The organism is Streptomyces fuscichromogenes, from assembly GCF_014645815.1.
GTDB lineage: Bacteria > Actinomycetota > Actinomycetes > Streptomycetales > Streptomycetaceae > Streptomyces > Streptomyces fuscichromogenes.
The window spans coordinates 257,094-282,625 of record NZ_BMML01000007.1; the positions used below are offsets into that span (position 1 = coordinate 257,094).

Genomic DNA, 25,532 nt, shown 5'->3' on the forward strand with positions numbered 1-25,532 from the left:
AGTTGCCGGTTCTCCACGGTCAACTGGTGGCGGCGTCTCTTGCAGGATGCGGTCCATGGCCGCGCGGATGCGGTCGCGTTCGTCGGGTGCGGGGCTCATGCGGCTCCGTCCTGGAGGGTGATGCGGGTGCGGTGGTGGGCGTCGGCGAGGTCGCGCAGGCGTTCGGCATTGCCGTGCAGCCGCTCGCCGAGCGGGCCGGGTACGTGGGGTGCCCGCTGACCGAGTGCGGTGGCGCGGTGCTGGAGGCCAGCGGCTTGCTGATCGGTACGGACGATGTTCGTGCAGGTGGGGACGGACTGGTTGGGGCCGGGGGTGTCCTTGAGGTCGCGGTGGCGGCGGCCTTGTGGGGGAGTTCCGCGAACGGCCGGGCGGAGCCCATACGGACGCCGTCCCGGCCATGCCCGACACCGTCCGGCCCGGCGACCGTGACATCCAGGTCCTGGGCAAGCCGACCGGGGTGTGGCGGGAAGCCCGCTCTCGAGCCCCGCGGTACCTACCGGGCGTGGCCGGCTCCCGCCAGGCGTAGCAGTTCCGACCGGTTGGTCACCCCCAGCTTGCGGCCCACTCGCTCCACCAGGCCGGTCACGTCCTGCGTAGTCAGCAGCAGGGCCTGGGCGACCTGACGGTCGCTGTAGTCGGCGCCTACCAGCTCCAGCACCCGGTGCTCGGTCAGCGACAGGCTCGGGGCGACTGCCGGCGCGGCTCTCGGGCGCACCCCCAGTTCGGTCAGCGCCCGGCGTACCCGGCCGGACAGGAGGAGACTGCCGCAGGCATCGGCGAGGTCCAGCGCCTGGGTGAGAACCTGGCCGCTCTGGTGGGTCTCTCCTCTGCGCGACAGCGCGACGCCCAGCTCGTACCGGGCCCGGGCCAGTTCCAGGCGGGCCGGAGACCGCTCCAGTGTGGCGGTGGCCTCGCGCAGGAGGGCCTCCCCTTCGGGGCCGCCCATGACGACCCCCAGGCAGCGCGACGCCAGGCCGATCACCCGCTCGGTGCCCCAGCGGTGGGCCAGCTCCAGTTCCTCGGTGGCCAGTTGAAGCGCGTCGGTCCGCTGTCCGAGCGCCAGGTGCAGCAGCGCCGCCCGCGACCGCCAGGGCGCCCCGGTCAGGTTCGTGACCCGCGTCCGCTTCTCCTGCGCACCGTACTCCAGCAGGACCGTGAGGGCGGCGGCCCGATTGCCCCGCGCGGCGTACACACGGCTGCGTGCGAGGAGCATCGGTCCCTGCCACACCCAGCCGCCCCGGTCGGTGCCGGCGTCCGGCACCAGCAGCCGTGCGGCCGAGGCCAGGTCGCCCCGCTCGATCAGCGATTCGCCCACCTGGGCCATCAGCGCCAGCCGTGCCCGCGGCTCCAGGCCCTCGCCGTCCGTGACGGCGGGATGTCCGAAGTCGGCCGTGAGCGCCAGCTGTTGGCCGCGGCGCGCGCGGACCCTCAGCTGCCATATCATCGCCGTCGACACCATGAGGAACACGCCCCACCGCGCACCGATGTCGGCGATCTGCTCGAACCGGGCGGCCGCGTCGTCGAGACGGTCCGTGGTCAGGAAGACCGTCCCGGCCAGACTCACGAGCATCTGCGACTGGTCCATGGCTGCCAACCCGCCGCGCAGAGCCCGGTCCAGAAGGCTGTTGGCGACCTCGGCGTCGGCATCCCCGGCGACGGCCGAGGCGGCCAACGCGGCCAGGACCGCGCACTCACCCGGGGTGTCACCGGCCAGCTTGTAATCCCACAGCCGGTCGGCGAGTTGCCGGGCCGCGGGGAGAGTGGACAGCTGGTCATAGCCGATCAGGAGCATCTGGGCCTGCAGAAACCACGACACCTCACGGGCCGCCCCGGTGCCGTCGTCGGCCTGCCGCAGGTCCTCCACCGCGCGGGCGAGCACCTCGACGGCATCCGCGTGCTCATGCCCGAGGAACAGCGCGTTGGCGAGCAGATAGGCCGCCTGAGCGCGGGAGTACGGGTCCGTCAACACCGCGGATGCCTGCGTCAGATGATGCCGCGCGGCACCGACATCGAGTTGCAACTCGTCGCCGCCCAACTCCAGCAGCAGTGGGCCGCGTTCTTTGCCGGACATCGGCTCCCGCAGGGCACGGCGCAGATAGGCCGCGGTGACCTCCGGGGCGCCTCGGCCACGTGTGGCCCGCGCCGCCTGCCGCAGGGCTTCGACCCGCCAGGGCTCACCGCTCGGTTCGGCCAGCAGCAGGTGGGCGGCCACCAGATCACCGGCCGCCCCCTCGCGCCGCAGCAGTTCGGCCGCCCGCGCGTGTCCGGCGGCCAGCCCCACCGGTCCGACGACGCTCTCGGCGATCGCAGCACGGACCAGGGGATGATCGAACCGCACCGGCTCACCAGGTGCCAGCACACCGATCCGCCGCAACCGGCGCCCGTGCTCACGGGCCTGCGCCTCGCCCAGCTCCGACAGTTCGGCCGCCAGATGCCAGTCGGTTCCGTCCCCCAGCACCATCAGGGCCTCGGCCAGCCGCCGGGTCGGCTCGGGCTGGCCGGTCAGCCGCTTGACCACGGTGTCCGCCAGGATCCGGCCGCGGAACTCCTCGACCAGTCGTGCTCGGTCATCGACGGGCCTGACACCCTTGTCGGCAAGGGTGCGGAGCAACTCCCGCAGCAGCAGGGGGTTGCCCTGGGTCGCCTCGGCGCAGGCGACGACGAACCGCGGTTCGGCGTCCTGGCCCAGACTCGCCCGCACCAGCCCCGCCACGCTGTCGACGCCCAGCGCCGGCAACCCGACCCGCACGCAGTGCGGCTGGGCGGCGATCCGCTCCAGCAGCGATTCGGCCCCGGTCCCGCTGTCCGGCCGTGCCGTCAGCACCAGCAGCAACGGCAGACCGCGCAGCCGTCGCGCCAGGTACTCCAGCCACCGTACGGACGGGCCGTCCGCCCAGTGCGCGTCGTCGACCACCAGAGCGATCGGCCCGTCGTCCGTGACATGCACCATCAGCCAGTACAGGCTGTGCAGCAGGCCCTGAGACGCCTCCGACGACAGGCCTCCGGCGTCACCGAGTCCAGCCACCCGCAGGGCGTGCGACGCCGGCTCCGCCGGGCCCGAGAGCAGCCGCTCCCGCCCGGCCCGACCGGCACGGGCCAGCAGCGGCTCGGCCAGCTGCCGCAGTACCGAGAAGGCGAAGTCCTGCTCCAGCTCCGCCCCGCTGCCCCGCACCACCCTGATCCCACGCGGCTGCTCGGCCTCCGCCCAGGCGTTCACCAGGGAGGTCTTCCCCATCCCCGCGCCCGCCCGCACCAGCACCACCGCACCCCGACCGGTCCGGGCCTCACCGGCCGCGCGGTCAAGTACCGCCAGTTGACGGCGACGATCGAGCAGACCCGATTCGGTGGCGCCGTCATCGGCTGGAGGACCGCCCTGCCGACCAGGACGGTCGGCGGCAAGCAGCGCGTCGGCGTCGGTCAGTCCCAACGCCGTCACCAGCAGCTCCAGCGTGCGGCGCTGCGGCCGCTGCCGACGGCCCCGCTCCAGATCCCTGATCGACCTGGCCGTCAGCCCGGCGGCCTGGGCGAGCTCCTCCTGTGTGAGCCCTGAAGCCCGGCGCAGATCCCGCAACTTCTCACCGAAGGTCATCACACGCCCCCACAGCCAGCCCAGAACGCCGACCACCGAGAAGACGTGACGGCATGTCGTCGTACCAATACTGATCATCAACGTCTGGGCAGAACCCTACCGGGGGACCACGAGGCCTGCGAGCACGACGTCCGGTGTCCAGGATCCACCGGAGGTGTTTGGTGAACTTTTGCCCCCTGTATGCCAGTTGCTCTCGCAGGTCAGGCCGGCCTCGGCCAAGGCGTCGATGATGCGGTGAGTGCGGGCCGCCTTGATGTCGTTGCCGGTTCCGGGCAGTGCGGCGTAGGCCCGCAACAGGCGGCCCCGAATGGCCGGAGTCGGCCCGGCGGCTCTCGCCCGGCGGGCGCGGCTTCGACGTGGTGCTGGACCCGGTCGGACGCTGGCCGGAATCGCTGCGCGCGCTGAGACCGGGCGGCCGGCTGGTGGTCCTGGGCGCCTCGGCGGGCGAGCAGGTGCCGCTCGACGTACGGCGGTTCTACTTCGGGCAGTACGACCTGCTCGGCACGACGATGGGCAGTCTCCGTGACTTCCGCGGGCTGCTGGCCCTCATGGACCGGCACGACGTCGCGCCGCCCGTGATCGACAGGACGTTCCCGCTGGCCCGCGCCGCCGAGGCGCACGCCTACCTCGAAGGGGGCGGCGGTTCGGGAAGGTCGTCCTGACCCAGGACCCGGTGGCGGAAGGAGACCTCGCATGACCGGCACGCTCGTCCGCTACGCGGTGGACGCGGTGGACGCGGTGGACGCGGTGGACGCGGTGGACGCGGAGGGCGCCGCCTTCCTCACCCTGGACGACCCGCACACCCGCGACGCCCTCGGCGACGCGATGCTCGACGAACTCCTCGACGCCCTGGAAGGCGCGGGTCGGGACGAGGCCGTGCGCGTCGTCGTCCTCGGTTCCTCGCACGAGCGGGTGTTCTCCTCCGGAGGCGATCTCAAGGCGTTCGCCGAGGACCGGCCCCCGATCGCCAAGTACGCCGGGCTCGACCGTTTCCCCCGCCTCTACCGGCTGATCGGCGCGCTGGGCAGACCCGTCATCTGCGCGGCGGGCGGAGACGTGCTCGCCGGCGCGTTCGGGCCGGCGCTCGCCTGCGATCTCGTCATCGCCCGGGAGTCGGCCCGCTTCGGCTGCCCCGAGATCAACGTCGGCGCGTTTCCCTTCATGATCTCCGGGCTCGTCTACCGCAACGTCGACCGGATGAAGGCCAACGAACTGATGATGCTCGGCGACCTGGTCACCGCCGAAGAGGCCGAGGCCCTCGGCTTCGTCAACAAGGTGTTCTCCGACGCCGAGTTCGAGGAGACCGTGGTCTCCTGGGCGCACCGGATCGCCGGGAGGTCGCCGCTCCTGATGAGACTGGGCAAGGACGCCATCAACGCCACCCGCGACCTCGCCCTCGACCAGGCGCTCGACGCCCTCCAGGTCCGGCTCGCCCTGGCCTTCACGACCGACGACCTGGCGGAGGGCGTGCGGGCGTTCAGGGAGAAACGTGCACCGCGGTGGCGGATGCGGTGACCCCGCCGGGCGGCCGTCCCGGCGAGGTCACCGGTCGTCGACGGTGATCTCCGTGCGCTCGTCGGCCTTGAGGGCTGCGTCCGCGTACCCGTGCACGTGGCGGGTCATCCGGCGGGCCGCCGCCTCCGGGTCCTGCGCGCGGATCGCGTCGGTGATGGAGCGGTGGGCGCGCGCGGCCACCCGGCGCACCTCGGTGTTCACGAACCGCTCGTTCTCGGTGGCGGTGTAGATGGCCCGGGACAGGGCCGTCATCAGACCGGCGAGCAACTCGTTGTGGCCGGCCGTCGCGACGGCCACGTGCCAGTCCACGTTGGCCTGGAGGAACCCGGCCATGGTGCTGCCCTCGTCGGCGATGGTCCTGTTGGCGGCGTCCAGCACGGCGAGATCGTCGTCCGTCCGGTGCACGGCGGCGAGCCGGGCGCAGTAGGGCTCGATCGCCTCCCGGGTCTCCAGCAGCGAGGACAGCCTGATCTTCCGGCCGCGGATGAGGAGGTTCACCGAACTGGCGACGGAGTCCTTGCCCGGAAGCTGCACGAAGGCGCCGCCGCCGCGGCCGATCTTGATCCTGACCAGGCCCTGCACTTCGAGGATGCGCAGGGCTTCGCGGACCGTGGCCCGGCTCATCTGGGTCTGGACCACGAGTTCGCGCTCCGGGGGCAGCGCCGCGCCCTCGGTGAACTCGCTGCTCAGGATGCGTTCCCGCAGTTCCGCGGCGAGCACGTCCGAGGCCTTGGGGACCGTCACGGGCGCGAGCTGGATCACGGACTGCCTGCCTCCGGATGCGCGTCCGGCGGCTGCTGCCTCAGGCATGGCTCTCCTGGTCCCTCTCGGTCGCGGTCGCTGTTCCACGGGCCTGATCTAACGGTCTGACCTATGGAGGTTTTGAACCCTGCTCGCGATTGTGTCACGGCTGCGTGGTGACGAGAGCGGGTCGCGGCGGCCGAACGTCTCGATGATCGCCTCGGTGTTCTCCGCGACCCGCTCGGGAGGCACCGTGAAACTCGGCGAGTACAGCGCAGCGTGGTCGTAGCGGCGCTCGATGACGGGCAGGGCGTCACGGACCTCGTCGACGGTGCCGGCCACGGCCATCCGGTCCAGCATCTTGTCGGAGACCGCCGCGATCATCGACTGATGGTCTCCCGCGCGGAACGCGGCCTGGACAGCGGCTGCCTCGGCCCCGAATCCGGAGGCCTCCATGACCGGGCCGTAGGCCTTGGGCGCGACGTAGAACGCGATCTGGGCGGCCGCCTCCCGCCGGGCTGTCGCCGTGTCGTCGGCGATCGCGCAGATGACGACCCCCTTGGAGAGCGGGGGCCGTTGATACGGGAAGTCCGTCTCGTCGCCGAGCAGGAGGACCTCGCCCTGGTGTCCGCCCCGGCGGAGCAGGCCCGCCAGGGTGGCCCCCGCGTGGCCGCCGCCGACGATCACCACGCGTCCTCGGACGCCGGGGGCCGGGCCGGTCACGCAAGTTCCAGGCGAACGGGCAGCTTCCGCAGACCGCCGACGAAGTTCGTCTGGACCACGCGGCGCTCCCCGGTGATCTCGATACTCCGGATCTGCGATAGCAACTCCTCGAACATGACGCGGAGTTCGAGCTTGGCCAGGTGCTGTCCGATGCACATGTGCGGTCCGTAGCCGAACGCGATCTGCTTGTTCGGCCGCCGGTCGATCCGGAAGGCGTCCGGGTCGTCGAAGATGTCGGCGTCCCGGTTGCCGGACTGGTGGAGGAGCATGAAGCGGTCGCCCTCGCGCAGGCGCCGGCCGCGCAGCGTGTAGTCCTGGGTCGCCCGCCGGGTGAACTGCTTGACCGGCGAGGACCAGCGCAGTCCCTCGTTGACCAGGCCCGGGATGAGTTTCGGGTTCTCCTGGACCTGGGCGAGGACCTCGGGGCGCAGGGCCAGTGGGGTAGCGCTCGCCGTCCTCCGTGCGGGCGAGTGCGATGATCGTCGCGAGGTCGTCGCGGGGGTTCTTCCGCCGGTCCTCCACCAGGACGTCGAAGTACCGGTAGAAGTCGGCGATGGTGGCCGACCACTGCTGGGCGGCGGCCTCCGGACTGAGCGGTTCCACGTCGGCGCGCTGGCTGTCGGGGTCGGCAGTGCCGAAGAAGTCCTGGGTGAGCGCCATCATCCGGGGCTCGTCGTGCTCGGGCACCCCGAACAGGCTCATGACGACGTGCAGCGGGAAGAAGAGCGCGAAGTCCTGGACGAAGTCCAGGTCATTGGGCCCGCTGTGCAGCCGTTTCCCGATGGCCTCGCGGGCCAGCCCCCGGACGGTCTCCTCCCACTTCTTCAGGTTCGCGGGCCGGAACCAGTCCGCGGCGATACCCCGGACGGCGGTGTGCTCCGGGGGGTCGAGGTAGGTGACGGCGTCCAGGATGCGCAGACTGCCGCCGAGCAGCGACCTGGTGAAGGCGTCTCCGGCCTGGTTCTGCAGGATCGGGTTGTGCGAACCCGGGTCGGCGCCGCCGCTGGTGAAGATGTCGGGCTGCCGCTCGATCTCCATGATGTCGGCGTGCCTGCTCACGAGCCAGACGGGGTCGTAGCCCTCGACCCGGACCTGGCCGAGGGGGTTGTGCTCGCGCAGCCACCGGTAGGCGGCGAAGAGCGGCACGTCGTCGCGGTGCCCCTCGGGCAGGACGACCTGCCGGGCGATGTCGTCCGGTATGACGGGGGCGGTGGCTTCCGGGACTCCGGTGGTGGTCATGGCGTTCTCCAGGGCGTCGGTCCGAACGGCGGTGCCGGACTTCGGACGGCGGCTCGTCGCACGAGGTGACCTCAGTGCTGTGCCGCGGAGTCGGCGCGGGACATCGCTCCCGGCAGGGGAGATTTCTCCCTCCGCAGCCCCTCTGGCGTCCCCCGTCCGAAGCGTTCTCGGCGCCCTCCGTCCCGACGGCCACGGGGATCGCCCGCACGCCGGGCGGGAAACCGGCCGACCCCAAGTGATGGGCGCCGGGGCCCTGATCGCGCTCGGTGTCCGGGCGGCGGCCCGGGTGGACACCGACGGGATCGAGGAGTTCGGCGACCTGGCGAAGGGGCCCCTGACCGTCATCGACCATCGCAGCTTCCTCGACCCGCTGGTGGTCGTCACCCGCTGCCGCAGGCACGGCGTACGGCCGTACACGTTCGCCCGGCAGGACTTCTTCGACAGACCTGTGAACCGTACGGTCCTCCGGTTGCTGCGGGCGATACCCGCCCTGCGCGGGCGTTCGGCCCTGGACGGACCGCGCCGGGCCGAACGCCTGCTGGACCACGGCCAGGTCGTCGCGATCGACGCGGAAGGGCGCATCGTCCGCGACCACGAACGCTCCGACGGCGTCGGGGAACTGCGCGGCGGCGCCGCCTGGCTCGCCTGCCGCGCCTTTGGGACGGTGGTGCTCACCGTGACCGGAACGGACGACGCGTGGCCGGTCGGGCGCACCCTGCCGCGGTGGCGGCCGCTCAACCGGCCGACCGTCACTGTTCGCGCGCGCCGACGCGGTCACCAGTGTCGGGAGGATCATCGAGGCCGCGCGTCGGGTCTTCGCGACCGAGGCGGGGGCGGGACCGCTCACCAGGATCGCCCAGGAGGCGGGGGTGGGGATCGCCACGCTCTACCGGCACTTCCCGAACCGGCAGTCGCTCGCCGAGGCGGTGTACGAGCGGATCTTCAGCACCGAGATCGAACCGCTGCTCGTCCGGCTGACGTCGACCGACGCGCCCCCGGCATCCTCCTGGAGGTCGCGCACCGGATCGCCGTCATCGCCCGGCGCGAGCGTGGACTCGTGACGTCGCTGGCCTCGCTGGGGGAGAAGACCGCGGATCTGCTCGCCCGGTCCGCGCCGTCGTTCGACGAGTTCGTCGTGCGCGGACAGGCCGTCGGCAACCTGCGGGCGGACATCTCGGGCGCCGACGTGCCGAACCTGCCGGCGCTGTTCGCCTCCAGCACCGCGGTGCTGAACGTGGACGCACAGGCACGGCGTCGCTACCTCCGGCTCATGCTGGACGCACTGCGTCCGCAGCGTGCGTGAGGAACACGCTCGCCTGCGGTGTTCAGGAGGGCAGTGAGGAGTCGGCGCGCAGGTGCTCCCTGAGGCCCTGCTCGGTGCTGCTGACGTGCAGCAGCGCGGCGGCCTGGCTCAGCGAGGCGTCGCGGGTCGTCAGCGCGTTGTAGATCGCCTCGTGTTCGGCGAGGGTGCGCTCCGCCGCCCGGGAGTCGACCAGGCCGCGCCAGATGCGGGCCCGCAGGGTGCGGCCGGAGATGGCCTCCAGCAGGGTGAGCAGGGTGTCGTTGCCGGTCGCGGAGAGCACGGCGCTGTGGAAGGCCGCGTCGTGGGCGTTGAGTCTCTCCACGTCATCGCGCGCCTCGCGCATGGCGTCGAGGTGCTTCTTCACCTCGGCGAGCTGCTCGTCGGTGATCCGGGTGGCGGCCAGCGCGGTGGCGACGGGTTCCAGCAGCCGGCGCACCTCCATGAGGTCCTGGAGGGCGGCCGAGTCCCCCTGGAGCAGTTCCACCGCGCCACCGAGGCCCTCGAAGAGCAGCCTCGGCCGCAGGCTGGTGACATACGTGCCGTCGCCGCGCCGCACCTCCAGGACGCGTGCGACGGCCAGCGCCTTGACCGCCTCGCGGGCGAGGTTGCGGGACAGGCCCAGCTGGGCGGCCAGCTCCGGCTCGGGCGGGAGCTTCGACCCCGGGGGCAGGGCGCCGGTGCGGATCAGCTCACGGATCTGCTCGATGGCCTTGTCCGTCAGTGACAACACGAACTCCTTCCGGGAGCGCTCGCCGCGGGACGTGGTCCTCCGCCTGCCCGGGACGACGTCGATGATACTGGCGCGGTCGCGGGCGACGGCCGGTGCCCGGAGGGCTCGGCCGGCCGGGGGCACGGCGGCGTCCCGGCCGGCCGTCCCACAGCCCCGCTCAGCGTCTGACCATGGCCGACCCGCCCGCCATGAGGGCCTCCACCTCGGCGAGCGAGGCCATGGAGACGTCCCCCGGAGTGGTCATCGTCAGGGCCCCGTGGGCGGTGCCGTAGGCCAGCGCGCGCTCCAGACGGCCGGTGGCGCCGGTCCCGCCGTCCGGGCCGTCCCCGGCCAGCAGCCCGTAGATCAGGCCGGCGGCGAAGCCGTCGCCCGAGCCGATGCGGTCCAGGACGTGCAGGCCGGGCATGGCCGGACCGGTGACACAGCCGGTCGGCTCCGACCAGGCGGCCGAGGTCCAGTCGTTCACGCCGGCGGAGGTCACCTCGCGCAGCGTCGTGGCCAGCACCGCCGCCCGGGGCAGCAGCGCGGCCACCTCGGCGAGCGCGTCCGGTACCTCGTCGGCCGCGATCCGCAGCGCACCCGGATGGCTCCCGGCCAGGCCCAGGGCGCCCACCACCACGTCGGCGTGCCCGGCCAGCCGCAGGTCGACCTCGCGGGCCCGTCCCGGCCCGCCCCGGCCCTCCCAGAGACTGGCGCGGTAGTTGGGGTCGTAGGAGACCGTCACCCCGTGCCGTCGGGCCGCCGCCATGGCCTCGTCCGCGACGTCCGCCGTGGTGTCCGAGAGCCCCGCGAAGATGCCTCCGGTGTGGAACCAGCGTGGCCCGCCGCGGAACAGGGCGTCCCAGTCGACGTCCCCCTTCCGCAGCTGCGACACGGCCGTGTGCCCGCGGTCGCTGACGCCCAGCGCGCCGCGTATGCCGAATCCGCGCTCGACGAAGTTCAGCCCGTTGCGGACGTCACGGCCGGCGCCGTCCCCGGGAACCCAGCGGATCAGCGAGGTGTCCACGCCGCCCTGGAGGACCAGGTCCTCGATCAGCCGTCCCACCGCGTTGTCGGCGAGCGCCGTCACCACCGCCGTGCGCAGGCCGAAGCAGCGGCGCAGGCCGCGGACGACGTTGTACTCGCCGCCGCCCTCCCAGACCTGGAAGGAGCGGGCGGTGCGGATCCGGCCCTCGCCCGGGTCGAGGCGGAGCATCACCTCGCCGAGGGCCACCACGTCCGTCACGCCGTGCCCCCTTCCCCGGCCGGTCCGGTCCGCGGGGCGTGCGCGGCCCGGGGCGCGGCCGGCACCGGCGGGAACCCGGTGCCGGTCACGCCCCGGGCGATGCCGCTCGTCACCGGCCCAGCCACCCGCCGTCGACGGGCAGGACGGCGCCGTGGACGTAGGCGGCGGCGTCCGAGGCCAGGAAGACGGTCGCGCCCGCGAGGTCGTCGGCGTCTCCCCACCGGCCCGCCGGAATCCGGTCCAGGATCGCCGCGCTGCGGGTCGGGTCGTCCCGTAGGGCCCGGGTGTTGTCGGTGGCGATGTATCCGGGGGCGATGGCGTTCACGTTGACGCCGTGCGGGGCCCACTCGTTGGCCAGCGCCTTGGTCAGACCGGCGACGCCGTGCTTGGCGGCGGTGTAGCCGGGGACGGTGATCCCGCCCTGGAAGCTGAGCAGCGACGCGGTGAAGATGATCTTCCCCTGGCCGCGGGCCACCATCGCCGCGCCGACGGCCCGGGCCAGCGCGAACTGCGAGGTGAGGTTGACCTGGAGGACCAACGCCCAGTCCTCGTCGGTGTGCCGGGCCGCCGGAGCGCGGCGTATGGTGCCCGCGTTGTTGACCAGGATGTCCACCGGCCGCTCGCGCCCGGCGAGTTCGGCGCCGAGGGCCCGCACGGCCTCCGGGTCGGCGAAGTCGACGCGAAGGCCTTCGAAGGCACGTCCGGCGGCGACGACGTCCTTCTCCACGTCGCTGCCGGAGTCCTCCAGGTGGGCGCTGACGCCGACGACGTCCGCGCCGGCCCGGGCGAGGGCGCGGGCCATGGCCCGGCCGATGCCGCGCCGGGCGCCGGTGACGACGGCCAGCCGGCCGGTCAGGTCGAAGGACTTCACGTCCGGGCCTCCTCGGTGTCGTTGCCGCAGTCGACAAGGATCTTCATCACGTCTCCGCCGCCCTCCAGCGCCTCGAACGCCGAGGGCGCCTCGATGAGCGGCACCACCTTGCTGATCAGCCGCTCGGCGGGAACCGTCCCGTCGGCCACCAGCGCCACCGCCCTCTCGAAGTCGGTACGGTCGTACAACCGGGCGCCGACGAGCGTGAGTTCGCGCCAGAAGAAGCGGTGCAGGCTGATCTCACGGGGCTTGGGGTGGATCGCCACCAGGCACAGCCGGGCCCGTACGCCGAGCACCTCGACCGCGGTGTCCACCCCGGCCGCCGCGCCGGAGACCTCGAACGCGACGTCGGCGCCGGCGTCCTCGGTCCACTGCCGGACGAGTTCGGGCACGTCGACGGCGGTCGGATCCCAGGCGGTCAGCCCCGACTCCTCGGCGAGCAGCCGCCGGTGCGCGCTGATCTCCACCACCCGGACGTCGGCCCCCGCGGCCCGCGCGACCAGCGCGATGAGCACGCCGACCGGGCCGCCGCCGACCACGACGACCTTCTCGTCGGCCCGGACACCGGCCCGGCCGACGTCGTGCACGGCGACGGCGGTGGGCTCCACCAGCGCGGCCCGGTCCAGGGGGAGCGTTTCGGGCAGCCGGACGAGCGTTGCGGCGGGCACGGTCCAGCGCTGCTGCATCGCCCCCGGCGAGTCGATGCCGATGAAGTCCAGGTGCTGGCAGATGTGCCGGTGGCCGGCCCGGCAGGCGGGGCAGCTGTCGTCCCAGCGCAGCGGCATCACGGTCACCGCGTCCCCGGGGCGCCAGCCCTCGACGCCGGGGCCGACGCGGACCACCCGGCCGGACATCTCGTGCCCCAGAACCGCGGGCGTGTCGACCCGCGCGTCCATGTCGCCGTGGAAGATGTGCAGGTCGGTGCCGCAGATGCCGACGTAGGCGGGGGCCAGTTCCACCTCGCCGGGGCCGGGGGAGCGGGGTTCGGCGGGGGCCGTGTCCAGGGTGCGGGCGGCGGTGTATCGGACGGCGAGCGTCATCGTGTCGTCAGGGTCCCTTCAGCGCGGACGCCGATGGTCAGCAGCAGGTTGGCGTAGGTGCGGGTGTCGGCGGTGACGACGGCCAGCGCCAGGTCGGGGGAGCGGGCGGCGTCGTAGAACTCGAAGCGGCCGAGCGTCCGCACGGGGACCGGCGCCAGCCGGGCGCGGTACTCGGCGACCGCGGGCGGCTCGGGCTCGCCCTCGGGCGGCACCATCACGTGGGCCGACTCCACGGGCAGCGCGCGCAGCAGGACGTCGAGCACGCTGGTGACGTCCAGCAGGCCGGGCGTCAGGTTGAGATGCACGGTGCGGGCCCGCTCGCCGGTGGCGGTGCTGGCGGGATAGTGGCCGTCGGCCAGCAGGACCCGGGCCCCGTGGCCGGCTCCGGCGAGGGCTTCGAGCATGCCGGGGTGCAACAGGTCGGTCAGGAGCACGGTGTCCTCTCCTCGTGGTCGTGGTCGTGGTCGTCGGCGCGGGCGCGGGCGCGGTAGAAGTCGGCCGCCGTGCCGGCGAGGACCGCCGAGGTCTCGGCGGCCGAACAGCCGTCCAGCAGTTCCTCGACGGTGCCGGCCCACCGGTTCCAGCCGCCCGCGAGGACGCAGACGGGCCAGTCGGAGCCGAACATCAGCCGGCCGGGGCCGAAGGCGTCCAGCAGGACCTCCCACACGGGCCGGATGTCGGCGACCGTCCACGTCTCGTGGTCCGCCTCGGTGACCAGGCCGGACACCTTGCAGCGCACCTGCGGACGGGCGGCGAGCCGCCGCACCCCCGCCGCCCAGCCGGCCAGGTCCCGCCGGACGACCGGCGGCTTGCCGGCGTGGTCCAGGATCAGCGGCAGCTCCGGCAGCCGCTCGGCCAGCCGGATCGCCTGCGGGAACTGGTGGTCGCGGATCAGCACGTCGTAGCCGAGACCGCGCCCGCCGACCGCCCGTAACCCCCGTTCCACCGAAGGCCGTTGCAGCCATCCGGGGTCCGGCTCGCCCTGCACGAGATGGCGAACGGACCGCAGGAAGCGGCCGCCGGGCCCCGCGAGCAGCGCGTCGAGCACGTCGTCCACCGCCGGGGAGGCCAGGTCCACCCAGCCGACGACGGCCGCCACCAGCGGGTCCCGGTCGGCGAGGGCGAGGAGTTCGCGGGTCTCGGCCACCGACGTCACGCACTGCACGAGGACCGTGGCCGCCAGCCGGCGTCCGGCGATCGTCCGGGTCGCCGCCGCACGCAGGTCGTCGGGGCCGAAGGTACGGCGGATCGGCGCGTGGCCGGGTTCGTCGAGCCAGGGCTGGGGACGGTGGTCGAGGTCCCAGACGTGGTGGTGGGAGTCGACCAGACGCGGCTGCTCGGACAAGGGCTGCTCGGACAAGGGCTGCTCGGACAAGGGCTGCTCGGACAAGGGCGGCTCAGACACGGCCGGACCACACGGGGCCGTCCGGGAAGGCGTAGTCCTTGAGGGAGTCCGGGTGCATCTGCGCACCCAGCCCCGGGACCGACGGCGCCAGGTAGCGGCCGCCGGTGACGCGCACCGGATCGACGAAGTGCTCGTGCAGGTGGTCGACGTACTCGATGACCCGGTCCTCGACGGTGCCGGTGACGGCGACGTAGTCGAACATCGACAGGTGCTGGACCATCTCGCACAGCCCGACCCCGCCGGCGTGCGGGCAGACCGGCACCCCGAACTTGGCGGCGAGCAGCAGGATCGCGATGTTCTCGTTGACGCCGCCGACCCGGGCGGAGTCGATCTGCACGATGTCCACCGCCTCGGCCTGCAGGAGCTGCTTGAAGACGACCCGGTTGGCGATGTGCTCTCCGGTGGCGACCTTGATGGGGCGCAGCGCCCTGCGGACGGCGGCGTGGCCGAGGATGTCGTCGGGCGAGGTGGGTTCCTCGATCCAGTACGGGTCGTAGGGGGCCAGGGCGCGCATCCACTCGATGGCGGGGCCGACGTCCCATCTCTGGTTGGCGTCCACGGCGATGCGGATGTCCGGACCGACGGTCTCGCGGGCGGTGCGCATCCGCCGCACGTCGTCGGCCAGGTCCGCGCCGACCTTCAGCTTGATCTGGGTGAAGCCGTCCGCGACGGCCTCGCGGGCCAGCCGGGCCAGCTTCTCGTCGGAGTAGCCGAGCCAGCCGGGGGTGGTGGTGTAGGCGGGATAGCCGCTCTCCAGCAGCCGGGCGACGCGTTCCTCGCGGCCGGGTTCGGCGCGGCGCAGGATCTCCAGCGCGTCCTCGGGGGTGAGAGCGTCGCTCAGCCAGCGGAAGTCGACCTGGGCGACCAGCTGTTCGGGGGTCATCTCGGCCAGGAAGCGCCAGACGGGCCGGCCGGCCCGCTTGGCCGCGAGGTCCCAGGCGGCGTTGACGACGGCTCCGGTGGCCATGTGGATGGCGCCTTTCTCCGGTCCGAGCCAGCGCAGTTGGGGGTCGTGGACCAGGGACCGGGCGAAGCCGCCGAGGTCGTCGCAGACCTCGGCGACGGACCGGCCGACCACGTGCGGGGCGAGCGTCGCGATGGCGGCGGCCTGGGCGTCGTTGCCGCGTCCGGTGGTGAAGGCGAGCGCGTGTCCCTCCAGCCCGTCACCGGCGTCGGTGCGCAGGACGACGTAGGCGGCCGAGTAGTCGGGTTCGGGGTTCATCGCGTCCGACCCGTCCAGGTGCTCGGAGGTCGGGAAGCGGACGTCGAGGACGTCCAGGGCGGTGACGAGCGCGGCTGCGGACTCGGTGCGGGACATGGCAACTCCTGTGGGAGCGGGGGACGTCGGGTCCCGGCGGCGGGGTGGGGTGGGGTCGCAGAGGCCGGAGCAGGACATCGGTTGCCCCTTCCTGCCCCCGGTGCCGACCACGGCGGTCCCGTTCAGTCCTGGACCTTGCCGCCCGTGATCCGGGAGATCGACAGGGCGACCAGGATGATCAGGCCGTTGAGGGCGCCGATCCACTGGGCGGGGACACCGGCCAGGGTGAGCACGTTCTGGATCATGAAGAGCAGCAGGATGCCGCTGAACGCGCCGAACATGGTGCCCTTGCCGCCGTTGAGGCTGATCCCGCCGATGACGGCGGCGGCGAAGACGGTGAAGATGTAGCCGTTGCCCTGGGCGGAGGCGACGGAGGCGAGCCGCCCGGACAGCAGCAGTCCGGAGAGGGCGGCGAGCACGCTCCCGGTGACGATGACGATCCACAGCACCCGGTCGGTGCGGATGCCGGCCGCCTTCGCCGCGTCGACGTTGCCTCCGATGGCGTACAGCGAGCGGCCGAAACTCGTCCAGCCGAGGACACCGATGGCGATCGCGAACAGGGTGAGGCAGACCCAGATGGAGGCCGGCATCCCGAGCCATTCGGCGGTGCCCAGGTAGAGCATCGACGGCGGCAGCTGGAAGAAGGTCTGGCCGCCGGAGATGCCGGTGAGGATGCCGCGCAGCACGATCAGCATGCCGAGCGTGACGATGAAGCCGTTGAGGCCGAAGCGGATGATCAGCAGCGCGTTGACCACGCCGACGAGCGCGCCCACGGCGAGGGTGACCGGGACCGCCCAGGCGCCGGGGAGCAGCCCGAGTCCGTGTCCGGCCCCGGCCGGGACCACCAGCCAGGCGGCCACACCGGGTGCGAGCCCCATGGTGGACTCCAGCGACAGGTCCATCTTCCTGACGATCAGGATCATCGTCTGGGCAAGGACCAGCAGGGCCATCTCGGACATGGTCTGCAGGACGTTCATGAGGTTGTCGGGCTGCAGGAAGACCGGGTTGACGATCTGCCCGACGACCGCGATCACCACGATGGCCGGCACCAGGGCCAGGTCGCGGAGCCGGGCCAGGGGGATCCGGCCGCCGAACAGCGCGGTCCGCCCGCCCCGCGCGCCGGCGGCCTCGGGCGCGTCCGCGAGGACGGTTTCAGGCATCGAGGTCCACTCCTTCCATGGCGGCCACGAGGTCGTGGTCGTGCCAGCCGCGGTTCATCTCCGTCGTCACCCGGCCCTGGAACATCACCAGGACCCGGTCGCACAGCCGCAGGTCGTCGAGTTCGTCGGAGGCGACGAGCACGCCGGTGCCGGTGTCCGCGGTCTCCTCGACCTTGCCGAGGAGGAACTCCTTGGAGCGCACGTCCACCCCCGCGGTGGGGTTGATCAGGACCAGCAGACGCGGGTCGTCGGCGAGGGCGCGGGCCATGACGACCTTCTGCTGGTTGCCGCCGGACAGCGCGGACACCGGCAGCTCGGGTCCCGGTGTCTTGATCGCCAGGTTCTCGATCATCCGTTCGGCGAGTTGGTCCCGGCGGCCGTGGCTGAGCAGCCCGTTGCGGCCGAGCCTGCGGGGCACGGACAGCGTGGCGTTGTCGGCGATCGACATGTCGGGCACGAGGCCCTGGTGGTGCCGGTCCTGCGGGACGAATCCGGCGCCGGCCGCGAGGGCGGCGGGCACGCTGCCCGCGGCGGGCCGCCGCCCGGCGATCTGCACCTCGCCGGCGGTGGCGGCCCGCAGCCCCACGACGGTCTCGGCGACCTCGGTACGACCGCTGCCCGCGGCTCCGGCCAGGCCGACGATCTCCCCGGCGCCGACCCGGAAGGAGACGTCGGCGTAGGTGTCGCCGCGCAGCCCGCGCACGCTGAGCGCGGACCGCGCGCCCGTCCCGAGGGACCGCGTGCGGTCCTCGGCACGGGCGGCCGGCGCCTCGCCGGTCATGGCGGCGACGAGTTCGGTGCGGGGCAGGTCGGCGACCGGCGCGGTCACGATGTGCCGGGCGTCGCGGAACACTGTGACCATGTCGCAGATCTCGTAGACCTCCTGGAGGTGGTGGCTGATGAACAGGAAGGTGACACCCTGGCGTTGCAGGTCGCGGATGCGGCCGAAGAGCCGGTTGATCGCCGCCGCGTCGAGCTGTGCGGTGGGTTCGTCGAGGACGATGAACCGGGCACCGAACGACAGGGCCCGGGCGATCTCGACGAACTGTCTTTGTTCGACGTCGAGTTCGCCCGCGGGTGTCTGCGGGTCGACCGCCACCGACCAGGTCGCGAGCAGTTCCTGGGCCCGCCGGCGGGTGCCCGGCCAGCTGATCAGCCGTCCGTGGCCGCGGGGGTGCCGGTTGAGGAAGAGGTTCTCGGCGACGGTCAGGCCGGGGATGATCGTCGACTTCTGGTAGACGCAGGCCACCCGCTGCCGCCAGCCGTCCCGGTCGGACGTCCGGGGGGCGGGCCGGCCACCGAAGGCGACCGTTCCCTCGTCCGGGGCCTGGAGGCCGGTGAGCACGGACACCAGGGTGGACTTGCCGGCCCCGTTGCGTCCGACGAGGGCGTGGGTCTCGCCGGGCCGGACGGTGATCCGGGCGCCGTCGAGGGCCACCGTCGGACCGAACCGTTTGACTATGCCCGTCGCCTCGACGACGGGCGGCTCCGCATGGGTCATCAAGACCTCCTTGGACGTCACGTCAGCCGAGGTTGTTGCCCCACAGCGACGTGTCGTCGCTCTTGAGACTGCTCACGCCGCCGTAGGTGCCGCCGTCGGCGGTGACGAGCGGAGCCGACAGCTGGTCTTCCAGCAGCCCGGCGCGAACCTGGATGATCGTGCTGTCGTGGTCCGTCTTTCCGGGCTTGAACGTCTTCCCGTCGATGGCCGCCTTGAGGTAGTACAGGGCGTACTTGGCGTAGAGATCGGCGGGCTGGGAGACGGTGGCGTCGATCTTCCCGGCGGCGATGTCCTTCAGCTCCTCGGGGATCCCGTCGTTGGACACCACGAAGACGTGCTTCTTGTCCTCTGGGCCGACCAGCAGGCCCTTCTGCTTGAGGACCTGGAGCGTGCCGGAGAGGGCGAAGCTGGACTGCATGTAGACGCCCTTGATGTCCGGGTGGGCGGTCAGGTCGGTCTGGAGCTTCTGCGCGGCGACGGCACCGTCCCAGTTGGTGGCCTCGCCGAACACCTTGATGCCGGGGTAGTTCTTCTTCATGCAGGCGTTGAACGCCTCCGTGCGGTCACGGCCGTTGACGGAGGCGAGGTCGCCCTGGAGCATGACGACCTTGCCCGCGCCGCCGAGCTTGGTGCCGAGGTACTCGCAGGCCTTCTCGCCGTAGGCGCGGTTGTCGGCGCGGACGACCATGTAGACCTTGCCGGTGTCCGGCCGCGTGTCCACGGTGACCACCGGGATCTTCTTCGCCGCCAGCTGGGCCAGGGTGGGCGCGATGGCGGCGGTGTCCTGCGGTGCCATGGCTATGCCCTTGACGCCCTGGCTGATGAACGTCTGCGCGTCGGCGGTCAGTTTGGCGACGTCGTTCTGCGAGTTGGTGGTCTTGAGCGAGAGGCCGAGCTCCTTGGCGTACTGCGGCGTGTACTTGATGTACGAGTTCCAGAAGTCGGTGTCGGAGCGCGGGTAGTCCACGCCGACCAACGGCTTGCCGTCGGAGGAGGCCGTGGAGCCGGAGCCGGTGCCGCAGGCGCTGAGCAGCGCCAGGGCAGAGAGGGCGGAGGCGGTGGAGCAGAGGAGGTGTCTGGGTCTCATCGGTACTTCCTCACGCCGGTCCCGAAGCGGGAGATGTTTCGTGCCGGGGACAAATCGATGCCCCCTGAGGGAAGAGATGGGATGTATGTATAGGGCTCGTCGGGATTCCCTGTCTACCCCGGCGACCAACTCCCTGTGAAATACCAGCTCGTAGTGAGTGTGGGTGATCTCGGCAGGGACCACTCAAGAAAATCCATCCCATTAATCAGGGGTGCGGTCCAGGTAAAGCATCGTCGTGGGGTCTACCAAGACATGGCATGTCTGTGCGTGAGTGAACCAGGGCAAAAGCTGATGAAAGAGGACAGGGCGCATCACCCATCGGGGTTTTTCATCCCTGCACACCCGTTGACACCGCGGGGACACATGGCCGACCTTCGTGCGTAACATCCGGCGCCCGGGTTCCCCTGTCCCCCCTCCGCATCAGGGATGTCCTCATGTCGAGTTCGGTCAACAGACGCCAGTTCCTGGCCGGTGCCACCTGCGTGGCCGCGGCGGCCGTGGCCGGCGGTGTGTTCGGTGCCGGCCCCGCCCGGGCCGCGACCACCGTCTACACGCCGGATTGGAGTTCGGTGAACCAGCACCAGGCCGCCCCCGAGTGGTTCCGCGACGCCAAGTTCGGCATGTACTTCCACTGGGGCGTCTTCAGCGTCCCGGCGTACGACAGCGAGTGGTACCCGCGCAACATGTACGACGGCGGCAGCAAGGCGAACGCCCACCACATCGCCACCTACGGCGACCCGTCCGGCTGGCCGTTCCACAACTTCATCAACGGCGCAGACGACCTGGACGGCAACCACGTGGAGTTCGCGCCCAGGCTCGTCTCGGACGGAGGCGACTTCGACCCCGACGAGTGGGCGCAGCTGTTCGTCGACGCCGGGGCGAAGTTCGCCGGGCCGGTGTCCGAGCACCACGACGGCTTCTCGATGTGGGACAGCCAGGTCAACGAGTGGAACTCGGTCGACAAGGGCCCCGGGCTGAACCTGCTGCGGCTGTTCACCGACGCCATCCGCGCCAGGAACCTCAAACTGCTGGTGGCGATGCACCACGCCTACAACTTCACCGGCTACTACGAGTACGCGCCCGAGCAGACCGGCGACAGCCTCAAGAAGCTCTACGGCCAACTGAGTTCGGCCGAGGAGAACCAGCTCTGGTACGACAAGCTCAAGGAGGTCGTCGACCTCGCGAAGCCGGACATCCTCTGGCAGGACTGGCGGTTGGACCACGTCGACGAGACGCAGCGCCTCAACTTCCTCGCCTACTACTACAACCAGGCGCAGACCTGGGGCAGGGAGGTCGTCGCCACCTACAAGGACGGCCTCGACAGCCACGGCGAGGTCTTCGACTACGAGCGCGGCGGCCCTGCCGACATCACCAACCCCTACTGGCTCACCGACGACAGCATCTCCAGCTCCAGCTGGTGCTACACGGTCGGCATTGGCTACTACTCGAAGCAGCAGATGCTGCACGCGCTGATCGACCGGGTCAGCAAGAACGGCAACATGCTGCTCAACATCGCGCCCATGGCCGACGGCACCATCCCGCAGGGCCAGCGGGACGTCCTCCTCGCCCTCGGCGACTACCTGAAGCGCTTCGGCGAGTCGATCTACTCGACCCGGGCGTGGACGGCGTACGGGGAGGGCCCCACGAAGATGGGCGGCGGCTCCTTCACCACGCCCACCGCCGGCACCGCGCAGGACATCCGCTTCACCCGGAACAAGGCGAACAACGTCCTGTACGCCACCGTGCTCGGCTGGCCGGGCGGCTCACTGACGATCCAGAGCCTCAACTCCCAGCGGATCAGCCTGTCTTCGCTGACCTCCGCGAAGCTCCTGAACTCCACCGCCGACAGCTACATCAGCCTGGCGACGCCGACCCAGAGCACCAGTGGTCTCACCGTCACCCTGCCGTCGTCCGCACCCTTCACCGCCGACGCCTACGTCCTGAAGCTCACCTTCAGCGGCGAGATCCCGAGTCTGCGCCCGCTCACCGGGGCCGTGGCCTTCGCGGACGTCGGCTACTCCGGAACGGGCACGGTCCTCGACGTCGGCAACCACACCGCTGACGACCTGACCCTGGCCGGCCTCACCCCCGGCACCCTCTCCTCGCTGCGGCTCGCCCCCGGCCACCAGGTCATCGGCTACTCCGCCGACAACTTCAGCGGGACCGCGTGGACCTTCACCGCCGACAACGCGGACCTGAGGAACACCGGCAACAACGACAAGGTCGTCTCGCTGAAGGTGCAGTTCATCCCGTCCGCCTACTTCAGGATCCTCAACGTCACCGACGGCCTGGCCCTGGACAGCGGAGGGAACGTGTCCTCCGGCTCGAACCTCAAGCAGTGGACCTGGGACGGCAGCACCAACCTGCAGTGGCAGGCGGTCGAGGTCGGCGGCGGCTACTACAAGCTCGTCAACCGGACCAACGGCATGGTCGCCGACGGCTGGGGCGCCACCACCGACGGCTCGGCCGCCCGCCAGGCGGCCTGGAACGGCGGCACCAACCAGCAGTGGCTGATCACCCACCGCGGTGACGGCCGCTGCACCATCGCCAACCGCACCACCGCACTGGTGCTCGACGGCGGCGGAAGCGTCTCCTCGGGCTCCGTCACCAAGCAGTGGACCTGGGACGGCAGCACCAACCTGCTGTGGACCTTCACCGCGCTCTGATCCGCACGGCACACGCGGGGCGGCCCCCCTTCCGTCACGAGAAGGGGGGCCGGGTCCGTCAGGCTCCGCGCGTGAACTGCTGGTTCGTGCCGGTGCCGCAGGTGTACTGGATGAGCTTGGCGCTGCTCGCGGCGGACGCCGAGGTGATGTCGAAGCACGTGCCGCCGAGCCGGGAGACGAACTTGACACAGCGGTCGCCCATGTACGGGTAGTCGGTGCCGGAGGTGTCCTGGAGGGGCAGCCCGTAGGCGGTCTGCGAACCGTACGCCGTGGAGTCTGCGACGTTCTGGAGCGAGGACCAGGTGCCGGTGATGCTGGTGGCGGTGGCGTACTTCTGCTGGTTGGGGTTCGAGCCGGTCCCGCCCGACGTGAGCAGGATGGACCGGGCTGCGACTGGCCAACCTGGACGGGCACTCCGCGTTCGTCGTGCAGTCGATCGCGCAGTCCGTGGACGGCGCGCAGAGCGGCCGGCATCGCTGGCTGGCGGCGGCCCACCGTCCGCGGAACGTCCTGGCCGTCGTCGCCGTCGAGCCGATGGGGCCTCCGTACCAGGCAATTCCGGCGCTGCCCTGGTTCCGGTCATCGGCCGGCTCCGGGAGGTGCTTCCCAGCTCAGCACTCTGATCCGCGGCGCGAGCGGGGACCACTCCTCAAGTACCGGCCGCTGAGAGGACATCATGGCCGTTCCGCGGCCGCGGAACGGCGGGGGCCGGTGGTCGGTACTCATAGGGTGGCGGCCGTCCACGCTCGCTCGGACACCTCGCCGAAGTCCGGTTGGAGATCTGTGATCCGTCCCGGATGGTCGTCGCCCGGAACGCGTCCACGAAGCGACCGGCCCCGCCCGCCACCCACGGCAGGCCGAAGCCGTGCACGGTCGCGGCCAGGATCGGGACCATGAGCGCGCGGGAGGCGCGGTCGGGCGGCACCGGCATGCGGCAGCCAGGGCACCCACAGCAGATCCGCCTCGTCCCCGTGGAACTCACGGCGACAGCAGGAGCGACCGCTGGTGACCGTGTACCGCAGCACTTGGGGCGAGCGCGGTTTGCTGCCCGGGAAGCCCCCGATCGCGTCCGCGCTGTCGAGGAGGCGTTGCAGTATCGCGAGGTAGGCGGCGCCGTCCTTCCAGTGGGTGAACGCCGCGGCGGTCTTCTCCGGATCACGGTCGGCCAGCGCCACCCGGCCGTCGTCCGCGACCCTGCCGGTGACGAACGCGTCGGTGTTGAGCGCGGCGTACGCGGGGCCCGAGACGAACAGCGGGTGTCCTGCTCCGGTTGGGTGGCGAAGGGGCGGGTCGACGGGGTACGGACCGGCTGATCCCTGCGGCGGCGGAGCTCTCCGGCGGGGAGGAGGGCGCCTGAGAGTGGATCCGCACCCCGGGTATGCGCCGCATCGCGACCGAGGAGATCCCTTCGAACTGGCGCCGGACGGAAGACGTCGACCTGCGGGTGCCGCAGGTGGACGGGCGGGGCGCCGGGGTTCAGAGGGTGGTGAGCAGTTGCAGGCGTTCGGCGCTGGGTGAGCTCCGGTCGGCGTGGTGGACGACGAGGAGTTGCCGTGCGTCTGGTCTGAGGAATTTCTCGTAGCGCAGTTCCAGCTGTCCGACGAGGGGGTGGTTGAACCGGGTGTGGCCGGCGGCGCGGCGGCGTACTTCCCGTTTGGCCCACAGGGTGCGGAAGCGTTCGCTGGCGACGGTCAGTTCGCCGATGGTCTCCAGGAGTTCGGGATCGGCGTCGTCGATGCTGAGGGTCGCGCGCAGTCCGGAGACGGCTTTGGCGGTCACGTCGTCCCACTCGGGGTAGAGGCTGCGCATCTCGGGCTCGAGGAACACGGCTCGCAGGGGGTTGTTGCCGACGGCGAAGAACGGACACAGGGCCACGGCCAGGCGGTTGGCGGCGACGACGCGGCCGGCTGTGCCCTGGGCGTAGGCGGGTGTGAGGGGCCAGCTGTCCAGCAGGGGCTGGAGGTCGGCCGTGCCCGGCTGGGGGCGGGGGCGGCGTCGCCGGGCCGGGGGCGTGGGGTGGGCGAGGCGGTGCAGGTAGGCGACGGCGTCGTCGTCGAGTTGCAGGGCCCCGGCCAGGCTTTCGAGGATCTGGTCGGAGGGGTGCTGGTTGCGGCCCTGCTCCAGGCGCAGGTAGTACTCGGGGCTGATGCCGGCGAGGTGGGCGACCTCCTCCCGGCGCAGCCCCGGGACACGGCGGCGCTCGCCGGCGGGCAGGCCGGCCTCCTGGGGGCTGAGCTGTTCCCGCCGGGCCCGCAGGAAGTGGCCGAGGGTGTCCGCCATGTCGTTCATCCTTCGACGTTAGTCGGCGAGCAGACCCAGCCGCACCAGACTGCGGGCACTGGCGACCACGCTCTCCTCGTTCGGGCGCGGTGCCCAGCCCAGCTGCTCGCGGGCCTTGGCGTTGTCGGCCCGGCGGACCACGCCCAGCTGCGGCACCGTCTCGCGCAGCCGGGGGCTGACCGTGGACAGCAGCCGCAGCAGCCAGGCGGGGGCCGTCCGGGTGGGGGCCTTCGCGGCCTCTTCGCCCAGCCGGGAGCGCAGGGCGAGCGCGATCTGCCCGAAGGAGACCGGCTCGCCTGCCAGTGCCAGGTAGCGCTGTCCGGCGGCGGCCGGCGAGGTCATCGCCTTGATGTGCAGGTCGGCGACGTCCCGCACGTCGACGGTGTTGGTCCAGATCGGGGGCGCGGCGCGCATGGCGCCGGTGAGCATCGCGTGGATGATGCGGATCGAGCCGGAGTAGTCGGATCCGAGTACCGGACCGAAGATCCCGACCGGGTTGATCGTGGTGAGTTCCAGACCGTTGCCCTCGGCGGCGACGAAATCCCACGCGGCGCGTTCGGCAACGGCCTTCGACTTGACGTAGGGGGTCACGCCGGGTCCGTGAAGGTTCGTCCAGTCGGCTTCCGTGAAGGCCCGGTCGGTGGGGCCGTGGCCGTAGCCGACCGCGCCGAACGAGGATGTCAGGACCACCCTCCTGACGTCGGCGTCCCGCGCGGCCCGCAGCACCCGCAGGGCACCGTCGCGGGCCGGGACGATCAGTTCGTTCTCCTCCTTGGGACGGGAGGCGGGGAACGGCGAGGCGATGTGCAGAACATAGTCGGCCCCTGCTGCGGCCCGGTCCCAGCCGGCGTCGCAGGCCAGGTCCGCCTCGACGTAGGAGACCCCCTCCCGCCCCGGTGCCCCGGCCGCGGCGAGCATCTTCTCGACGTCGGGTCGCCGCTTCGGCGAGCGCAGCGTGGTCGTGACCTGGTGCCCCGACGCCAGGAGCCGTGCGATCGTGTGGGCGCCCAGGAAGCCGGTCCCACCGGTGACGAGTACGTGTGCCATGACGCCAGGATCACCGTGCGCGACCGCTCGGTTCCAGATCCTGCTGTTACTGGTACCCACAGGGACAGGCATGACGGCCGTGCCGTGGTCAC

General features: G+C 71.8%; 22 protein-coding genes and 1 pseudogene. 5 read left to right on the forward strand and 18 right to left on the reverse strand.

Going from position 1 to position 25,532, the window contains the following annotated elements; translation table 11 throughout:
* Positions 1-493: 493 nt before the first annotated feature.
* Both IEZ11_RS17645 and IEZ11_RS50895 read right to left on the reverse strand, forming a co-directional pair.
* Entirely contained in the window at positions 494-3,625 is a 3,132-nt protein-coding gene (locus IEZ11_RS17645; protein ID WP_189263715.1) for an AAA family ATPase, read from the reverse strand.
* Positions 3,626-3,784: 159 nt separating this feature from the next.
* A pseudogene (locus tag IEZ11_RS50895) lies at positions 3,785-3,895 on the reverse strand (IS5/IS1182 family transposase); the annotation flags it as partial.
* Between IEZ11_RS50895 and IEZ11_RS17650 the strand changes: the two are divergent.
* Positions 3,865-4,251, forward strand: coding sequence for a zinc-binding dehydrogenase (locus IEZ11_RS17650; protein WP_189263716.1), 387 nt, complete (start codon positions 3,865-3,867; stop codon positions 4,249-4,251). The pseudogene IEZ11_RS50895 and the gene IEZ11_RS17650 sit on opposite strands and share 31 nt — an antisense overlap.
* A gap of 31 nt (positions 4,252-4,282) precedes the next feature.
* Positions 4,283-5,104, forward strand: coding sequence for an enoyl-CoA hydratase/isomerase family protein (locus IEZ11_RS17655; protein WP_189263717.1), 822 nt, complete (start codon positions 4,283-4,285; stop codon positions 5,102-5,104).
* A 27-nt stretch (positions 5,105-5,131) separates the two neighbouring features.
* Here IEZ11_RS17655 and IEZ11_RS17660 read toward each other — a convergent pair whose 3' ends face one another.
* Genes IEZ11_RS17660 through IEZ11_RS50900 form a run of 3 tightly spaced genes read right to left on the reverse strand, consistent with a single transcriptional unit; the run spans position 5,132 to position 7,005 of the window.
* A complete protein-coding gene (locus tag IEZ11_RS17660; RefSeq protein WP_189263718.1) occupies positions 5,132-5,914 on the reverse strand; it encodes a FadR/GntR family transcriptional regulator in 783 nt (260 codons plus the stop codon).
* Between the two features lie 48 nt (positions 5,915-5,962).
* The gene (locus tag IEZ11_RS17665; protein WP_189263719.1) at positions 5,963-6,568 is read right to left on the reverse strand and encodes an LLM class flavin-dependent oxidoreductase; all 606 of its coding nucleotides are present in this window, start codon (positions 6,566-6,568) and stop codon (positions 5,963-5,965) included.
* Positions 6,565-7,005 (reverse strand): cytochrome P450, encoded by a 441-nt coding sequence (locus tag IEZ11_RS50900; protein ID WP_308426482.1) that lies wholly within the window; start codon positions 7,003-7,005, stop codon positions 6,565-6,567. The genes IEZ11_RS17665 and IEZ11_RS50900 overlap by 4 nt, the downstream gene beginning before the upstream one ends.
* Here IEZ11_RS50900 and IEZ11_RS50905 point away from each other — a divergent pair.
* Positions 6,908-7,876, forward strand: a complete 969-nt coding sequence (locus tag IEZ11_RS50905; RefSeq protein ID WP_229713103.1) for a hypothetical protein — start codon at positions 6,908-6,910, stop codon at positions 7,874-7,876. The genes IEZ11_RS50900 and IEZ11_RS50905 overlap by 98 nt on opposite strands.
* 169 nt (positions 7,877-8,045) lie before the next feature.
* The gene (locus tag IEZ11_RS52740) at positions 8,046-9,110 is read left to right on the forward strand and encodes a lysophospholipid acyltransferase family protein (RefSeq protein ID WP_444544931.1); all 1,065 of its coding nucleotides are present in this window, start codon (positions 8,046-8,048) and stop codon (positions 9,108-9,110) included.
* A gap of 22 nt (positions 9,111-9,132) precedes the next feature.
* Here the strand turns inward: IEZ11_RS52740 and IEZ11_RS17680 are convergent, their stop codons facing one another.
* The 10 genes from IEZ11_RS17680 to IEZ11_RS17725 all read right to left on the reverse strand — a co-directional run bounded on the left by IEZ11_RS17680 (position 9,133) and on the right by IEZ11_RS17725 (position 19,447).
* A complete protein-coding gene (locus IEZ11_RS17680) occupies positions 9,133-9,837 on the reverse strand; it encodes a FadR/GntR family transcriptional regulator (protein WP_189263720.1) in 705 nt (234 codons plus the stop codon).
* Between the two features lie 160 nt (positions 9,838-9,997).
* Positions 9,998-11,065: a sugar kinase gene (locus tag IEZ11_RS17685; RefSeq protein ID WP_189263721.1), complete on the reverse strand. Its 1,068-nt coding sequence runs from the start codon at positions 11,063-11,065 to the stop codon at positions 9,998-10,000.
* A gap of 109 nt (positions 11,066-11,174) precedes the next feature.
* On the reverse strand, positions 11,175-11,936 hold the full coding sequence (locus IEZ11_RS17690; RefSeq protein WP_189263722.1) for an SDR family oxidoreductase: 762 nt from the start codon (positions 11,934-11,936) through the stop codon (positions 11,175-11,177).
* Positions 11,933-12,976, reverse strand: a complete 1,044-nt coding sequence (locus IEZ11_RS17695) for a zinc-dependent alcohol dehydrogenase (RefSeq protein WP_189263723.1) — start codon at positions 12,974-12,976, stop codon at positions 11,933-11,935. The genes IEZ11_RS17690 and IEZ11_RS17695 overlap by 4 nt, the downstream gene beginning before the upstream one ends.
* Positions 12,973-13,410 (reverse strand): RbsD/FucU domain-containing protein, encoded by a 438-nt coding sequence (locus tag IEZ11_RS17700; protein ID WP_189263724.1) that lies wholly within the window; start codon positions 13,408-13,410, stop codon positions 12,973-12,975. The genes IEZ11_RS17695 and IEZ11_RS17700 overlap by 4 nt, the downstream gene beginning before the upstream one ends.
* The gene (locus IEZ11_RS17705) at positions 13,401-14,321 is read right to left on the reverse strand and encodes an amidohydrolase family protein (protein WP_189263928.1); all 921 of its coding nucleotides are present in this window, start codon (positions 14,319-14,321) and stop codon (positions 13,401-13,403) included. The genes IEZ11_RS17700 and IEZ11_RS17705 overlap by 10 nt, the downstream gene beginning before the upstream one ends.
* Positions 14,322-14,373: 52 nt before the next feature.
* The gene (locus IEZ11_RS17710; protein WP_189263725.1) at positions 14,374-15,699 is read right to left on the reverse strand and encodes an L-fuconate dehydratase; all 1,326 of its coding nucleotides are present in this window, start codon (positions 15,697-15,699) and stop codon (positions 14,374-14,376) included.
* Positions 15,700-15,821: 122 nt separating this feature from the next.
* Positions 15,822-16,859: an ABC transporter permease gene (locus tag IEZ11_RS17715; RefSeq protein ID WP_189263726.1), complete on the reverse strand. Its 1,038-nt coding sequence runs from the start codon at positions 16,857-16,859 to the stop codon at positions 15,822-15,824.
* Entirely contained in the window at positions 16,852-18,360 is a 1,509-nt protein-coding gene (locus tag IEZ11_RS17720) for a sugar ABC transporter ATP-binding protein (protein ID WP_189263727.1), read from the reverse strand. Before IEZ11_RS17720 ends, IEZ11_RS17715 begins: the two co-directional genes overlap by 8 nt.
* A gap of 22 nt (positions 18,361-18,382) precedes the next feature.
* On the reverse strand, positions 18,383-19,447 hold the full coding sequence (locus IEZ11_RS17725; RefSeq protein WP_189263728.1) for a sugar ABC transporter substrate-binding protein: 1,065 nt from the start codon (positions 19,445-19,447) through the stop codon (positions 18,383-18,385).
* A gap of 434 nt (positions 19,448-19,881) precedes the next feature.
* On the opposite strand from IEZ11_RS17725, the gene IEZ11_RS17730 reads away from it, so the two are divergent.
* Entirely contained in the window at positions 19,882-22,113 is a 2,232-nt protein-coding gene (locus tag IEZ11_RS17730) for an alpha-L-fucosidase (RefSeq protein ID WP_189263729.1), read from the forward strand.
* A gap of 58 nt (positions 22,114-22,171) precedes the next feature.
* On the opposite strand, the gene IEZ11_RS17735 is transcribed toward IEZ11_RS17730, so the two are convergent.
* From IEZ11_RS17735 to IEZ11_RS17745, 3 genes are all read right to left on the reverse strand, one after another.
* Complete coding sequence (locus IEZ11_RS17735; protein ID WP_189263730.1) at positions 22,172-22,315, reverse strand: RICIN domain-containing protein; 144 nt, start codon at positions 22,313-22,315, stop codon at positions 22,172-22,174.
* 1,274 nt (positions 22,316-23,589) lie between these two features.
* A complete protein-coding gene (locus tag IEZ11_RS17740) occupies positions 23,590-24,402 on the reverse strand; it encodes a helix-turn-helix domain-containing protein (protein WP_189263731.1) in 813 nt (270 codons plus the stop codon).
* Between the two features lie 9 nt (positions 24,403-24,411).
* Entirely contained in the window at positions 24,412-25,440 is a 1,029-nt protein-coding gene (locus IEZ11_RS17745; protein WP_189263732.1) for an SDR family oxidoreductase, read from the reverse strand.
* Positions 25,441-25,532: the final 92 nt, after the last annotated feature.